This window comes from Arthrobacter sp. YD2, from assembly GCF_030410475.1.
Taxonomy (GTDB): Bacteria; Actinomycetota; Actinomycetes; order Actinomycetales; family Micrococcaceae; genus Arthrobacter_B; species Arthrobacter_B zhangbolii.
In genome coordinates, this window is the sequence record NZ_JAUHHB010000001.1 from 1,107,619 (window position 1) to 1,122,420 (window position 14,802).

The 14,802-nt window shown below is 66.6% G+C and carries 10 protein-coding genes and 1 tRNA gene; 7 read left to right on the forward strand and 4 right to left on the reverse strand.

Annotation, left to right across the window (positions count from 1 at the left end; all coding sequences use genetic code 11):
• Nucleotides 1-196: 196 nt before the first annotated feature.
• The gene (locus tag QWJ37_RS16170) at nt 197-1,708 is read right to left on the reverse strand and encodes a phosphotransferase (protein WP_356881315.1); all 1,512 of its coding nucleotides are present in this window, start codon (nt 1,706-1,708) and stop codon (nt 197-199) included.
• 156 nt (nt 1,709-1,864) lie between these two features.
• On the opposite strand from QWJ37_RS16170, the gene nudC reads away from it, so the two are divergent.
• Entirely contained in the window at nt 1,865-2,827 is a 963-nt protein-coding gene (gene nudC, locus QWJ37_RS05425) for an NAD(+) diphosphatase (protein WP_227903567.1), read from the forward strand.
• A complete protein-coding gene (locus tag QWJ37_RS05430) occupies nt 2,824-4,950 on the forward strand; it encodes an ATP-dependent DNA helicase UvrD2 (protein ID WP_290244544.1) in 2,127 nt (708 codons plus the stop codon). Before nudC ends, QWJ37_RS05430 begins: the two co-directional genes overlap by 4 nt.
• Here the strand turns inward: QWJ37_RS05430 and QWJ37_RS05435 are convergent.
• Nucleotides 4,947-6,068 carry a ThiF family adenylyltransferase gene (locus QWJ37_RS05435; protein ID WP_227903563.1) on the reverse strand — a complete coding sequence of 374 codons (1,122 nt, stop codon included), beginning with the start codon at nt 6,066-6,068 and terminating at the stop codon, nt 4,947-4,949. The genes QWJ37_RS05430 and QWJ37_RS05435 overlap by 4 nt on opposite strands.
• Nucleotides 6,069-6,202: 134 nt before the next feature.
• On the opposite strand from QWJ37_RS05435, the gene QWJ37_RS05440 reads away from it, so the two are divergent.
• A complete protein-coding gene (locus QWJ37_RS05440; RefSeq protein WP_290244547.1) occupies nt 6,203-6,787 on the forward strand; it encodes a M48 family metallopeptidase in 585 nt (194 codons plus the stop codon).
• Nucleotides 6,788-6,852: 65 nt separating this feature from the next.
• Here QWJ37_RS05440 and QWJ37_RS05445 read toward each other — a convergent pair whose 3' ends face one another.
• The gene (locus QWJ37_RS05445) at nt 6,853-8,352 is read right to left on the reverse strand and encodes a zinc-dependent metalloprotease (protein WP_290244549.1); all 1,500 of its coding nucleotides are present in this window, start codon (nt 8,350-8,352) and stop codon (nt 6,853-6,855) included.
• 246 nt (nt 8,353-8,598) lie between these two features.
• Between QWJ37_RS05445 and QWJ37_RS05450 the strand changes: the two genes are divergently transcribed.
• The 4 genes from QWJ37_RS05450 (at nt 8,599) to QWJ37_RS05465 (ending at nt 14,016) form a co-directional block, all read left to right on the forward strand.
• Nucleotides 8,599-9,825, forward strand: coding sequence for a S16 family serine protease (locus tag QWJ37_RS05450; protein ID WP_290244552.1), 1,227 nt, complete (start codon nt 8,599-8,601; stop codon nt 9,823-9,825).
• A 317-nt stretch (nt 9,826-10,142) separates the two neighbouring features.
• On the forward strand, nt 10,143-13,079 hold the full coding sequence (locus QWJ37_RS05455; protein ID WP_227903982.1) for a UPF0182 family protein: 2,937 nt from the start codon (nt 10,143-10,145) through the stop codon (nt 13,077-13,079).
• A 62-nt stretch (nt 13,080-13,141) separates the two neighbouring features.
• A tRNA-Met gene (locus tag QWJ37_RS05460) sits at nt 13,142-13,218 on the forward strand.
• A 198-nt stretch (nt 13,219-13,416) separates the two neighbouring features.
• Nucleotides 13,417-14,016 (forward strand): DUF6328 family protein, encoded by a 600-nt coding sequence (locus QWJ37_RS05465; protein WP_227903554.1) that lies wholly within the window; start codon nt 13,417-13,419, stop codon nt 14,014-14,016.
• Here QWJ37_RS05465 and QWJ37_RS05470 read toward each other — a convergent pair.
• Nucleotides 14,013-14,753: a PspA/IM30 family protein gene (locus QWJ37_RS05470; RefSeq protein WP_227903552.1), complete on the reverse strand. Its 741-nt coding sequence runs from the start codon at nt 14,751-14,753 to the stop codon at nt 14,013-14,015. The genes QWJ37_RS05465 and QWJ37_RS05470 overlap by 4 nt on opposite strands.
• Nucleotides 14,754-14,802: the final 49 nt, after the last annotated feature.

Here is a 14,802-nt window from a genome sequence, read left to right on the forward strand (position 1 = left end):
GTAACTAACCATAGGACCATTGTCTGGTTGAGGCAAGACTCCTGCCCCACGGGTTTTCGGCAGGCGTCACCGCACAGCAGAAGTCTCTGGGCAGCAAGAGTCTCAGGGCAGCAAAAGTCTCAGCAGCAAAAGTCTTAGGGCAGCAAAAAAGGTGCCCCGCCGGGGCGGGGCACCTTTTAGTGGGGGATCCGGCGGACTACTTGTCCGGGACCGGAGCCAGGGGCAGGGACGTGGTGGCAGGGCCGGCAGGGCCGGGCTTACCCGCCGTGCCGTCGCCGTCTTCCGGGCTGCCCGGCTCCGCCGTATCCCCGAGCCTGTTCTTCGGTTTGCGTGCGGTGTCTGCGTCGGCGGCGATCTTTTCTTCGTCGCCGGTGTCCCCGGCGGGTGAGGATCCGGCCTTGTCCTGTTCCGCCGGGTCCGTGTCCGCTTCCGCGGCGTCAGGTGCCGTAGTATCCGGTGCTGTCGTTTCGGGTTCCGTGCCGTCAGCGCGGGCCGGCAGCGCAATGACCTCGGCCAGGGGTTCATCCGATCCGGCGGTTTTCCCGGCGGAGGTGTCCTCGCCGGGAGCATCCGGGCGGGTGATCGCGGGAGCGGAGTCCGGCGCTATCGGGGCGACCGTTACCTTGGCCTTCCCCTTCGAAGCAACGGAGGTTTCGACGCCGGTGGTCCCGGTGGTGGAGGCAGGGCGTTCCGCCGTGGAGGCGGCCGCCGGTGAAGACTCCGGTGCAGGGGTTACCGTTCCCTCCGGCCGGGCGACCGAAGCGCGTGCCTCTGCTGCCCGGGCCTGCCCCGAGCGTTTGTCGGCGGCTTCCTGGGCACGCACGTCCTCTTCCAGGGTGCGGAGCATCTCCACGGCTTCGTCCACCATGGCGTCATTCTCCGCGGCAACGCCGCGCACCAGCCACTGGGCCAGGGCAAACTCGGCGGACAGGGCGGCACGGCGGATCAGGTGCGGATCCTCCGGATCCTTGCCGGCTTCGAGATAGGCCTCATGCACGTTCCGGGTGAAGCCTGGATCATTGGCGGCAATCAGCCAGGCGAAGTCGTCAGCCGGGTCGCCGACGCGAAGATCCGTCCAGCCGGTAACGGCACTGACCCGCTCGCCGGTGAGCAGGATGTTGTCTTCATGCAGGTCACCGTGAACCACTGTTGGCTTGAACCGCCAGAGCGAGACATCCTCGAGGGCATGTTCCCAGCGCCGCAGCAGCACGGAGGGGATCTTTCCGGTGGTGGCGGCCTGGTCCAACTCGTTCAGCCGGCGCTGGCGGAATTCATTGGCACTGTAGCTGGGAAGGTCCGCCTTGGTAACCAGGTCGCGGGGGAGGGCGTGGACGGCGGCCATGGCCCGTCCGATCTCCGCCGCCACGGACTTTCCGGCAGTCATCAGCTGATCGATACTGCGCGTGGCTCCGGGCAGATGGGAATAAACGAACGTGCACAGCTCGCCCTGACGGACAGTTCCGGCAACATAGGGAAGCGCAAACGGCAGTTCAGCCCGGACCGCAGGCACGAAGGTGCGCAGCACCAGCAGCTCGGTTTCCAGCCGCATGCTGGCTTCGAGGTGCTTGGGGGACCGGACGCGCCACCGGCGCCCGGCATCGTCAACCAGCAGCGCGGCGTCGAAATCCGCGGCGTCGTCGGGGGAACCGGCAACGCCGGTGGGGGTCAGCCCTGGGACGGCAGCGCTGGCCATTGCAGCCAATTCCATGGGGGTCCGTTTCACATCTTCAACCGTATGGGCAGATGTGTCCCGAATAACCATTGTGCGGCGGCGAGTCGCCCAAACCGTGAGGAAAACCTCAGGCCGGGTAGTGCCCTGCGGCCCAACTACAGTTTCGGGGGGAGTAGTCAGTACGGTGGTGGTATGAGTATCCCGGCACCGGCAGCAGAAGTTTCCCCCCTGGGCTTGTTACCGCTGGCCCGGACAGCCGTGGACCGCGGCTCCGCGCGACGCGTCGCCCCTGACCTTTTCGAGAAAATCCGCGGTGCGGCCGGAACCCGGGTTATGTACTTCGCCCAGGGCAGGACGCTCGTCCGGGACTCCGTACTGGTTCTGCAGGAGCCGCCTGAAACCGGTTTCGGCGAGGTGCCCGTCTATCTTGGCCGCACGCTGGAGGCAGCGCAGGTGCCGCTGGGGACCGACGTCGTGCTGGTGACACTGGCCGAGCCCGATCCTGCGCTCGCGGTAGACGGCGCAGCCTGGGTAAGCCTTCGTCATGCGGCCACGGAACTCGGTGCCCTGGATGCGGGCCTGTTCGTGGAGGCCGCGGCCATCGCGAACTGGCACGCGGGGCACACCCACTGTCCGCGCTGCGGCGCCGGAACCGTTCCGGAGCAGGGCGGCTGGGTCCGCCGCTGTCCCGAGGACGGCAGCTCGCATTTCCCGCGCACCGACCCGGCCATCATCGTCTCGGTTATCGACGCCCAGGACCGGATCCTGCTCGGTTCCGCGGCAGCCTGGCCCGGCAACCGCTATTCCACGCTCGCCGGTTTCGTGGAACCGGGCGAGTCGCTGGAGGCGGCGGTGATCCGCGAGGTGGAGGAGGAGTCGGGTGTGGTTGTCCACTCCCCGCAGTATCTCGGTTCCCAGCCGTGGCCGTTCCCGTGTTCACTGATGCTCGGGTTTACTGCCCGGGCCGGGGATTCCGTGGCGCAGGCCGACGGCGTGGAGATGTCCGATGTCCGCTGGTTCAGCCGCACCGACCTTGCCGACGCCGTGTCCAGCGGCGAAATTACCATCGCCGGCCCCATCTCCATCGCCCGGAACCTGATCGAGCGCTGGTACGGCGGGCCCATTACCGAACCGGAGGCCAACGCCCGCGCATGAGCAGCGAATCACCCGAAGCACGCATCCTGTCCGGCCTCGACGACGAGCAGCGGGCAGTGGCCACCACCCTGACCGGCCCGCTCTGCGTCCTGGCCGGTGCCGGTACCGGCAAAACCCGTGCCATCACCCACCGGATGGCCTACGGGGTGGCCACAGGCGTCTATAAACCGCAGCAGGTCCTGGCCGTGACCTTCACGGCGCGGGCGGCGGCGGAAATGCGTACCCGGCTGCGTGACCTCGGCGCCCACGGCGTCCAGGCCAAAACCTTCCACGCCGCAGCGCTCAAGCAGCTGCAGTACTTCTGGCCGCACACCGTTGGCGGAGCCCTGCCGGGGCTGCTGGACCACAAGGCACAAATCATCGCCGAAGCAGCCCGCAGGCTTCGGCTGTCCACGGACCGGGCCGCCATCCGCGACGTGGCCGCGGAAATCGAGTGGGCCAAGGTCTCCATGCTCACCCCGGACAGCTATGTCCGGGCAGCTGCAGACCGGGAGCCCCCGGCAGGGTTTGACCTCACGGCTATTTCACGCATTTTCCAGTCCTATGAGGACGTGAAAGTGGACCGGAACATCATCGATTTCGAGGACGTCCTGCTGATTATGGTGGGCATCCTCCAGGAGGACGAGCGGGTCGCTGCCATGGTGCGGGACCAGTACCGGCACTTCGTGGTGGACGAATACCAGGACGTTTCCCCGCTGCAGCAGCGGCTCCTTGACCTGTGGCTCGGTGCCCGCGACGAGTTGTGCGTGGTGGGCGATTCAAGCCAGACCATTTACTCCTTCACCGGTGCCACGCCCCGGCACCTGCTTGAGTTCACCAAGCGCTTCCCGAACGCCGACGTCGTCAAACTGGTCCGTGACTACCGTTCCACTCCCCAGGTGGTGGGGCTGGCAAACCGGATCCTTGCAGCGCGTACGGCCGAGGGGGAGCGCAACCGGAACGCGCCGTCCTGGCCCACACCGCTGGAGCTCGTGGCACAGCGTCCGGCCGGGCCGGAACCCACCTTCACCGAGTGCGCCGACGACGAGGCAGAGGCCGCGCATGTCGCCTCCTCCATCAAGGCCCTGATAGCTCAGGGAGTCCAGGCCAGCGAAATCGCGGTCCTTTTCCGCACCAACGGACAGTCGCAGGCCTATGAGCAGGCCCTGGCCTCCGCGGGGATCGGCTACCAGCTGCGCGGCGGTGAAAGGTTCTTTGCACGACGCGAGGTCCGCGACGCGGTCCTGCAGCTGCGGGCGGCATCCCGGTCCGTGGGCAACGAACCGGTGCCGCAGCTGGTGCGGGACATCCTGGCCTCGCTCGGCTACACACCGGATGCACCGGCGGGCGGCGGAGCCACCCGGGAACGCTGGGAGTCACTGGCTGCCCTGGTGGCGCTGGCCGAGGAACTGCAGGTAACCCGTACCCGTGACCCGGACAGCATCTTCACCATGCAGGATTTCGTGGCCGAGCTGGAGGAACGGGCGGCAGCGCAGCACGCCCCCCGGGTCCAGGGCGTCACGCTTGCCTCCCTGCACTCCGCCAAGGGCCTGGAATGGGACGCGGTGTACCTGGTGGGGCTCAGCGAAGGACTGATGCCGATCTCCTTTGCCGACACCGCTGAGGCCGTTGATGAGGAACGCCGGCTGCTGTACGTGGGCATCACACGTGCCCGTGAGCATCTGGCACTGTCCTGGTCCACGGCGCGGACGCCGGGCGGCCGTGCCAACCGGAAACCGTCCAGGTTCCTCGACGGGCTGCGTCCGCGCACCGAGCGTGACACTGTCCGGACGGCGGGCCCGGCGAAGCAGCCCCGGCGCAAGGTCACCGGGCCGGCAAAATGCCGCAGTTGCGGGGCGCTGCTCACCACCGGCGCCGAGCGCAAGGTGGGCCGCTGCGGTGACTGCCCGGTGACCTATGAAGAAGCGACCTTTGAGGCTTTGCGGGAGTGGCGCCGGGAAGCGGCGCAGGAGGCCGGGATTCCCGCTTTTGTTGTGTTCACCGATGCGACCCTGGTGGCCATTGCCGAAGACCGCCCGCCGTCATTGAACCGGCTGGCAACGCTGCCCGGCGTCGGTCCGTCGAAGCTGGAGCGCTACGGCGAGGCGGTGCTGCAGGTACTCTCGCAGGGCACCGACTCCTAGGCTGCATGCCCCGGCCGCCCGGCACGGGTTTCGCGGTGCTGCAGCCGGCACCCGCAGGCCGGGTGGTAGTCCAGTTCCTGCAGCCGTGAAAAGCCGTCCGAGGTACGCAGTGACAGGACTGCGGAGAGCAGGGCGGGCTGGTTGATGCCGTCGAGGAAGACCAGGGCCGCCAGGGATGCCGCTCCCGCCGCGAGGGCCGCGCCTGCCGCTTCCTCACCTTCGGGGATGGCACACTCCGCGTTCCCGGCGGGACTCCGGACAGGACCCGCGCCTGAGCGTTGCCTGTCCTGGCCGGCGAGGGCCTCGACCGCCGCGTACCAGCCCGGGTCCGAGTCCGCGCGCCGCCGGTCCAGGCATTCCAGGCACGGCGTTGCTCCCGGCACCAGCAGCGGGCCGACATCCCAGCCGGTTTCGTTGACGGACAGGAGGAGGCTGGGCACGCCGGGCGACGTCCCCGGTTCGCTGCCTCGGGGAACGGCCCCCACAGCCCTCACCGTCACCGCGAGATCCACTGCCCGGGGCTCCGTGCGCTCCCCGCCATCGGTGACCGTCAGCACCTGCTGGGTGGGATCAATCCGGAACAGATGCCGCTTAACCGCTGCAGCCCGGTTCATCCCGATATCCGTCACCGCATAGGCGGTGCCCACATCGGCAGGGGCCACCACGGCAGGATCGCGCAGGAGCAGCCGGCCTACCCCTGCGGTGGCGAGCGTACGGGCCAGCAGTGCCCCGGCGCGGCCGAGACCGTCAATAAAAACCGTTGCCTGCGACCGGCGTCGGACGGGTTCCTCGCCATTGATGCCATAGGCAGCGGAAAGGCGCCGGCCATCGGGAGCCAGGCGTTCGGAACGCAGCGAAGGAACCGGCGGGGCAGAGACCTCATGCGGGACCAGAAGGGGGCGGAGCGCCTCTATCAGTGCTGCTGCCCGCTCTCGGGGCACCCGCAGCGCGGACGCAGCAGCGGCTTCCGTACCGTCTGGCACCCCGCGGCGAAGCGCTCCCAGGAAGGCAACATCGGCATCCTGGAGATTGCGCAGGAGCAAGGAACCGGAGCCTATCCCCAGCTGCCTGGCCCGCGGCGAAATGTTGAGTACATGGATTCCCGGATTGATGCGCATGGTCTGCTCCCTGCGGTGTGCACGACGCCGCCCCCAGCCGGCCCAACTGCAGACCATGCTGGCACGCGGGCCCGCGGGGCCGGCGGTTATCCACAGGCTGCAGGGCCGTCAGAACGGGAGGTTAGGCTTGAAACATGCCTTCCCCGTCCCGGACCGCCGACGCCTCGATACCGGCAACCACCACTAGCGGAATCCCCATCCAGGTACGCCGCTCCGCCCGCCGCAAGCGCACCGTGAATGCGGTTTTCCGGGACGGTGTGGCATTGGTGTCCATCCCGGCACACTTCTCCGTCGCGCAGGAAGCCGAGTGGGTGCAGCGTATGGTCGCACGGCTCGAACAGCGTGTGTCCGCGGAACCCGATGAGGCCGCCAGCGAAAACGACCTGATGCGCCGGGCAGCCGAACTATCCAGCCGCTATCTCTCCGGGCACGCACGGCCTGCATCCGTGCGGTGGGTCAGTAACCAGAACTCCCGCTGGGGATCGGCCACGCCCGGCCGGGGCACCATCCGGCTGTCAGACAAGCTGAAAGGGATGCCGCAATGGGTGGTGGACTACGTGCTGCTCCACGAACTGGCCCACCTCCTGGTCCCGTCACACGGCCCGGCCTTCTGGCGGCTGCTGGAAAACTATCCGCAGACGGAAACGGCGAAGGCGTTCCTCTCGGGAGCCGCCTTTGCCAGTTCACGCGGACTTAAGGGGGACATGGGGGAGGACTAGCGCAATGCCCCTGCGGGCGCTGCACCAGTCCTCCATCATTCCGCCCGGTTGACGGCCGGAACAGGTTAGTTGGAACCCGGCTTCCCGGGTTCGTCGGTCCCGTCGGTTCCGTCGCCGGCCCCGCCGTCGTCGTCATTCCGGGATCCGCCCTCAGGAACGGTTCCTTCACCGGCGGTCCCGTCGGTGCTTTCACCGGAAGACGCGTCGATGGGCTTGTCCGTCTCCTCCGGAGTATCAAAGCCGCCGTCAAGCAGGCGCTTCAACGCGGCATCGACGTCGGAGTCAGCTGCTTCGATGAGCTGGCGCCGCTTGCCGAAGCCCTTGGGATCGTCCAGGTCCTCGGACGTCGGCAGCAGGTCCGGATGCTCCCACACGGCGTCGCGGCCTTCGATTCCGCGTTCTTCGGTCAGGTGCGCCCAGAGGGCTGCGGCATCCCGCAGGCGGCGCGGCCGCAGTTCCAGGCCCACCAGCGAGGCGAAGGTGTGCTCGGCAGGTCCGCCGCTGGCACGGCGCCGGCGGATCATCTCACGCAGCGCGCCCGCGGAAGGAAGATTGGCGGTGGCCGCTGCAGTGACCTCGTCCACCCACCCCTCCACCAGGGCCAGGGCGGTTTCCAGACGTTCCAGTGCAGCTTCCTGCGCCTGGGTCCGCTGCGGCTGGAATACGCCGCCGGACAGCGCCGACTGGATGGATTCCGGATTGGCGGGATCGATGTCGCGGGCAGCTTCCTCGATCTTGGAAATATCAATGTGGATGCCGCGCGCATAGCTCTCAATGGCACCGAAAAGGTGGGCAGTCAGCCAGGGGGCGTGCGCAAACAGGCGGGCATGGGCGGCTTCACGGACCGCGAGGTACAGGCGGATTTCCGCTTCGGGAACGTCCAGTCCTTCGCCGAAGGCGGCAACATTGGCCGGCAGCAGTGCCATGGTTCCGGACGCCAGCGGCAGCCCGATGTCGGTGGAGCTGACCACTTCCTTGGACAGGGCGCCTACCGCCTGGCCGAGCTGCATGCCGAACATTGCACCGCCCATGTTGGCGAGCATCGAGGAGGCTCCGCCCATCATGGACTTCATTTCCTCCGGCATCTGGGTGGTGATGGCGTTGGAGAGTGCTTCGGAGATGCTTACGGCCACGGGCTCCGTGAGCCGGCGCCAGGAATCCATGGTGGCTTCAACCCACTCCGCGCGGGACCATGCCCGGCCGAGCGTGGACGTGGCGGCAAAGTCGGTAACCGGATCAAGCCAGAGGCCGGCCAGGTGCAGGGCCTCGTCGACCTCACGGGCAGCCGTGGGGCCGGTGGAGGGGTCGCTCCCGGTGGCGGCCACCCGCCTGGCATTGTCCTTGGCCAGCTGCCAGTTCACCGGACCGTCAGAGGAGGCACTGAACATGGCCTGGACCTGCTGGAAGATCATGGCCATGGCATTGGGATCGGAGGGCAGGCCTGCGGCTTTGGCAAGTTCAGCGGGATCCATGCCGCCGGCGCCGCCGCCGCCGAACAGGCGTGCAAGTATCTCGGACAGGGGATCCTGCGGGTTGTCCCCTCGGTCGGATGGGTTGGAGCTCATGGGATACCACCGGTCCTGTGGAAGAAGATAGTGCCTTACGGTGCCCGGCGCTGCCGGACATGTTCCCTTTACGTTACCGGCAGTGCCTAATGTGTGTCCTGTACGACGCTGATCGTTCGCTGTAGGCAAAGCCGGGGCTGCGCACCTGCGCGCCTGCACGCACCTGCGCGGCGTAGGCTTGCAGGGTTGGCCGCCGGACCACGGCGCCGGGAACATGCCGTACGAGCGCAGGAAAAGGTTGGTCAGTTGCGCCCCTCTCATGACGACAGCAGTGCCCCCTATGGCAAAAGCGGTGCCGCAGGGAACCCCGGACCCGGCGACGGGCGCCCCGGCATGCCGGTTCCCGCCCCGCAGCCGGACGGCAGCTACTCCGTCTACCCGTACCAGGGGCTGGGGCAGGGACAGCCTGCTCCGGGCCGGCGTACGCCGCGCGCACGGGCAATGCTTGTCTCCGGTGCGCTGGCACTCCTGCTGGGCGCAGCGGCCGTACTGCTGCCGGCACAATACGTAGTGGAATCCCCGGGCCCCACGTTCAATACGCTGGGCAGCGCCGGGGACAAGGACATCATCGAAATCGAGGGGCGCACCAGCTACCCGGCCGACGGCGAACTGGACCTGACCACGGTGTACGTGTCCGGCGGTCCCAGCACCAACATCAGCATTTTCCAGGCCGTGGGCGGCTGGCTGAACCCTGACGACGTGGTGTACCCCACCGAGTTCCTCTACGCCCCGGGAACCACCAGCGACGAGGTGGACGAGCAAAACGCCGCCGCCATGACCTCATCCCAGGAAGCCGCGGTCGCCGCTGCCCTGACGGAGCTCGAGATTCCGTACACGCAGGAACTCACCGTCGCTGCCGTGGTGGAAGGCTCGGCGGCGGAAGGCCTGCTGCAGCCCGGGGACACCGTGCTGGCGGTGGGGGACACCCGGATAGACGGCATCGAGACCCTGCGCAACGCGCTGAACGACGTCGGCGGCTCGCCCACGGAGGTCACCGTTCGCCGTGACGGCGCGGAGGAGGTGGAGACCGTGACGCCCGCGCCAAACGACGCAGGTACCTACCAGCTGGGCATTGAGCTGGCGACCACCTTCGATTTCCCCTTTGACGTCGAAATCGGCCAGGGCATGGAACGGGTGGGCGGACCGTCGGCGGGAATGATGTTCGCGCTGGGGATCATCGACCGCCTCACCCCGGAGCAGCTCACCGAAGGAAAGCACTTTGCCGGCACCGGAACCATCGACGCCGCCGGGAATGTGGGACCGATTGGCGGCATCCGGCAGAAACTCATCGGCGCCTCGGACGCCGGAGCCGAATTCTTCCTGGCACCGGCCGCGAACTGCGCCGAGGTTGCAGGCCACGTGCCCGAGGGCCTGGGCGTTGTCCGTGTTTCCACCCTCGAAGAGGCGCTGGACGCGGTGCAGAAACTGGCTGCCGGCGGCAGTGCAGCGGATCTGCCGCAGTGCACCTCATAGCCGGGCAGCGGCCGCAGGCACTGGCAGGTGCGGCCGTGCCTCGTTACGATCGGGACAAGGTTCTCTCCGGCTCCCTGGAGAAGTAGCAGCGGGAGAGCATTCCAAGGCAGAATGGTCTACGGACGGCTTCCGGGCCATCCGGCGGGGACATGTATGCCACGGGGCACCGCCCCCGGCAGCAAGTCCCTCCGGTGCGGCCGGCAATGCCGCGAGCCGACGCACCGAACGATGAGGTAACTGTGACTTCCGGACCAAACGGCCCATTTTCCCGACCCGGCACGGCCACGTCCAGCGGAAGGCGACGGCGGCGCAGCCCGCTGATTGCCACGCTGATTGTGGTTGCCGTGCTCGTCATTGGCTTTGTGTATTTCTCGCAGGTCTATGCAGATATCCTCTGGTATAACCAGCTGGGTTATCTGGAAGTCTTCTTCAAGGAGAACCTGACCCGGATCTGCATGTTCCTGGCAGCCTTCCTGGTGATGGCCGCTGGTGTTTTCGCCAGTATCCGGGTCGCCTACGTCTCGCGGCCCATCTACGCCCCGGACAGTGCGCTCCAGGACAACCTCAACCGGTACCAGGCCCAGCTGGAGCCCATCCGTAAACTGCTGATGATCGGCATCCCGATTGTTGTGGGCGGTTTCGCGGGCACCGCGGCCATGTCCATGTGGCAGCAGACACTGCTGTTCTTCAACCGGCGGGACTTCGGCAAGACCGATCCCGAGTTCAACATGGACTACAGCTTCTACCTGAACACGCTGCCGTTCATTGGTTTCCTTGTCGGCTTCCTCATCAGCGTCGTCGTGATTGCCGGCATTGCCGGACTGCTGACGCATTACCTCTACGGCGGTATCCGCCTCGAGGAGAAGGGCGTGTTCGTTAGCCGGCCCGCGCGTATTCATCTGGCCGTCGTGGCCGCAGCCTTCCTCATCCTGCAGGGCATCAACTTCTGGCTTGACCGCTATGACACGCTGCTGAGCACCTCCGGAACCTGGACCGGTGCCCTGTACACCGATGTCGAGGCCGTGATCCCCACCAAGGCCATCCTGGCCGTGGCATCGGTCATTGTCGCTGTCCTCTTTATCCTTTCCGCCGTCATCGGGCGGTGGCGCCTGCCCATCATCGGTACCGCCATGCTGATCATCACGGCCATCGTGGCCGGCGGCGTTTACCCCTGGATTGTCCAGCGCTACCAGGTCCAGCCGTCGGAGCTGAGCCTGGAACGCGAATACATCCAGCGCAACATCGATATGACGCGTGAGGCCTACGGACTGTCGGACACCGAGGTCATCCCGTATGACGCCACGGTGAACGCCAATGCCGGCGCCCTGGCCCAGGATGCGGGCACCACCACCAACATCCGCCTGCTGGACCCGAATGTCGTCTCCGACGCGTTCAGCCAGCTGCAGCAGTTCCGCCAGTACTACCAGTTCCCGCAGACACTGAACGTGGACCGCTACGAGATCGACGGCGAAGTCCAGGACACGGTGATCGCGGTCCGTGAGCTGAACGTCGGCGGCGTGCCCTCGGGCTGGGTGAACGAGCACATCCTCTACACCCACGGCTATGGCGTGGTCGCCGCACGCGGCTCCACGGTTGAGGCGGACGGCAAGCCCAGCTTCATGGAGTCCGGGATCCCATCCACCGGTGTGCTCACCGAAGGCGGATCCTACGAACCGCGCATCTACTTCGGTGAGAACTCCCCGCAGTACTCCGTGGTGGGCGCGCCGGAAGGCACCCCGCCGGTGGAAATCGACCGTCCGCAGACCGGTAACTCGGAGGAGGAGTCGCAGACCACCTTCAGCGGCGAGGGCGGCCCCAGCGTGGGCAACCTCTTCAACCAGCTGGTGTACGCCATTAAGTTCCAGTCCACCGAGCTGCTGCTTGCGGATGCCATCAATGAGGAATCCCAGATCCTGTATGACCGGGACCCCACCGAGCGTGTGGAAAAGGTAGCACCGTACCTGACCGTTGACGGCAACGCGTACCCGGCCATTGTCGACGGCCGCGTGAAGTGGATTGTGGACGGTTACACCACCAGCAAGTACTTCCCGTACTCCACCCAGCAGGAGCTGCAGGACGCCACCACCGACTCGCTGACTCCGGGAGCGGCAGCCCTGCCGCAGGAACAGGTCAACTACATCCGCAACGCGGTCAAGGCCACTGTTGACGCGTACGACGGTTCCGTCACGCTGTATGCCTGGGATGACGAGGATCCGCTGCTGAAGTCCTGGCAGGCGGTCTTCCCGTCCACCCTGAAGCCCTACAGCGAGATGTCTGCCGATCTGATGGCACATGTCCGCTACCCGGAGGACCAGTTCAAGGTCCAGCGCGAACTGCTGGGCAAGTATCACGTGACTGACCCGGACTCGTTCTACAAGAACGACGACGCGTGGAGCGTTCCCAGTGATCCCACCGGCGGCAACGGCAACGTCAAGCAGCCGCCGTACTACCTCTCCCTGCAGATGCCGGGACAGGACGAGGCCACGTTCTCGCTGACCACACCGTTCATCCCGTTCGTGACGGAGAACGGCGAGGCCCGCAACGTGCTGTACGGCTTCCTCTCCGCAGACGCGGATGCCGGCACCGGCGAGGATGGCGTGAAGGGCGATGGTTACGGCAAGTTGCGGCTCCTGGCCCTGCCCACGGACACTGCTGTGCCGGGCCCCGGCCAGGCACAGAACACCTTCAACTCCGACCCCACGGTGTCCAACGCGCTGAACCTGCTGCGCCAGGGTGCATCTGAAGTCATCAACGGCAACCTGCTCACCCTGCCGGTCGGCGACGGCATCCTGTATGTCCAGCCGGTGTACGTCCAGTCTTCGGGCGCCTCCTCCTACCCGACCCTGCAGCGGGTGCTGGTCAACTTCGGCGAGAAGGTCGGATTCGCTCCGACGCTCGACGAAGCACTGAACCAGATCTTCGGCGGCGACTCCGGTGCGGAAACCGGCGACACCGGGAACGTCGGCGCTACCCCGGAAACCCCGGGTGCCGGCGGAGACGCAACGGCCGCGTCCGAGCTGGCTACAGCCCTCGCGGATGCAGGCAAGGCGATCCAGGACGGGCAGGCTGCCCTTGGACGCGGTGACTTCGCCGCCTACGGGGAAACGCAGAACCAGCTCAAGGACGCCATTGCACGGGCCACCGCTGCGCAGGAACAGCTGGACAGCGCGGCAGGCGACACCGCCGGCGACGGTGCCACGGCTGAACCCAGCGACGCTGCCACCGATTCGGCTGACGGTGAGGGCGGCGACTAGGCGCGTGAAATGATCCCGGTTTGCGCCGGGCCCCCCGCGGCGGGTAGAGTTGAGTATCACGCCGCGGGGTGGAGCAGTTCGGTAGCTCGCTGGGCTCATAACCCAGAGGTCGCAAGTTCAAATCTTGCCCCCGCAACCAAGGAAAGTCCCCCGAGGATCCGCAAGGAACCTCGGGGGACTTTTGTTTGCCCTTGCTTGCCTGGCCCCAGGCCCCAGGCCCCAGGCCCCAGGCCCCGCCGGGTCCCGGGAACGGTTACGGGGATCCGGACGCATGGAGGCGCCCGAACAGTTTCCGTACGGCACGGCCCGTTGCCGGTGGGCGAACTACACTTCCCCCATGGGCCATACCCCCGCAGCACGCGATCCGGACCGCGGTGAAACCCTGCTGCAGAAACTGGACCGCAACTGGACGGACCTGCTGCAGGAACTGCGGGTCCTGCAGACCGGTATCCAGATTTTGACCGGCTTCCTGCTAACCCTGCCGTTCCAGCAACGTTTTGCCGAACTAACCCGGGTCCAAGTGGCCATCTACCTGTGTCTGGTCGTGCTGTCGGTACTGGTCACCGCGGTACTGATCTCTACGGTGGTCATGCACCGGACCTTCTTCCGGCAGGGGATTAAACGGGATCTGGTCCGGAGTTCGGACGTCCTGCTGCGCGCCACCCTGGTACTGGTCGGCCTCATCCTGATCGGCACCATCGGGCTGATTTTCGACATTGTGCTTTCCGGCATGGCCGGAGCCGTGGCGGCGCTGGCGATGGGTGCAGCAGTGGGGCTGCTGTGGCTGCTCCTGCCGCTACGCCTGCGCCGCCGGGCACTACGCAACCGCAACCGCAATCACAGCCGCCAGTCAGCCATCCGCAGACAGCCGAAGGGCGGGCACCCCCAGCGGGGTGCCCGCCCTTCGGACGGCGGCGGAGGGAACGGTCAGAGTTAGTCCTCGATAGCGGACTGCTTGCCGCCGGAGGCGGACTTCAACGCAGCGAGGCGCGCTTCGACCTCGGTCTGCTCGCCGAGGTCCTCGAGGCTTTCGAACTGGGCGTCCAGGCTGGAGGACGCCAGCTCGTTGGCGCCGCGCACACGGGCTTCCTCACGGCGTATTTTCTCCTCGAAACGGCCCACCTCGGACGTTGAATCCATCACGTCGATGCTCTTCATGGCATCATGCATCTGGGTCTGGGCAGCGGCATTGCGGGACCGGGCAACCAGCTCGTCCCGCTTGCTGGTGAGCTGATCCAGCTTGCCCTTCATCTGGTTCAGGCCGGTCTTCAGGCGCTCAACGATCTCTTCCTGGGAGGCAATGGTCGGCTGGGCGCCCTTGGCCTCGTTTTCGGAGGCGATCTGGCGCTGGATGGCTACCTTGGCCAGGTTGTCGAACTTCTCAGCGTCGACGGCGTTGCCCGCGGCGCGGAACTCGTCGGCCTTGCGGGAGGCGGCCAGAGCCTTGTTGCCCCAGTTCTGCGCGTTCTGGATGTCCTCGTTGTAGTCGTCCTGGAGCATGCGCAGGTTGCCGATGGTCTGTGCGACGGCGCTTTCAGCCTCGGCAATGTTGTTGCTGTAATCCCGCACCATCTGGTCGAGCATCTTCTGCGGGTCCTCGGCCTGATCGAGGATGGCATTGATATTGGCCTTCGCCAACTGGGTGATACGTCCGAAAATCGACTGCTTAACCACGATGTCTGCCTTTCAATCTGCTGTGTGTAAGTACTGCCCCGCACCGGCC

Bases quoted from the DNA above. Each gene is read 5' to 3' on its own strand.
- QWJ37_RS16170 (WP_356881315.1), bottom strand. From the start codon at position 1,708: ATGGAATTGGCTGCAATGGCCAGCGCTGCCGTCCCAGGGCTGACCCCC.
- nudC (WP_227903567.1), top strand. From the start codon at position 1,865: ATGAGTATCCCGGCACCGGCAGCAGAAGTTTCCCCCCTGGGCTTGTTA.
- QWJ37_RS05430 (WP_290244544.1), top strand. From the start codon at position 2,824: ATGAGCAGCGAATCACCCGAAGCACGCATCCTGTCCGGCCTCGACGAC.
- QWJ37_RS05435 (WP_227903563.1), bottom strand. From the start codon at position 6,068: ATGCGCATCAATCCGGGAATCCATGTACTCAACATTTCGCCGCGGGCC.
- QWJ37_RS05440 (WP_290244547.1), top strand. From the start codon at position 6,203: ATGCCTTCCCCGTCCCGGACCGCCGACGCCTCGATACCGGCAACCACC.
- QWJ37_RS05445 (WP_290244549.1), bottom strand. From the start codon at position 8,352: ATGAGCTCCAACCCATCCGACCGAGGGGACAACCCGCAGGATCCCCTG.
- QWJ37_RS05465 (WP_227903554.1), top strand. From the start codon at position 13,417: ATGGGCCATACCCCCGCAGCACGCGATCCGGACCGCGGTGAAACCCTG.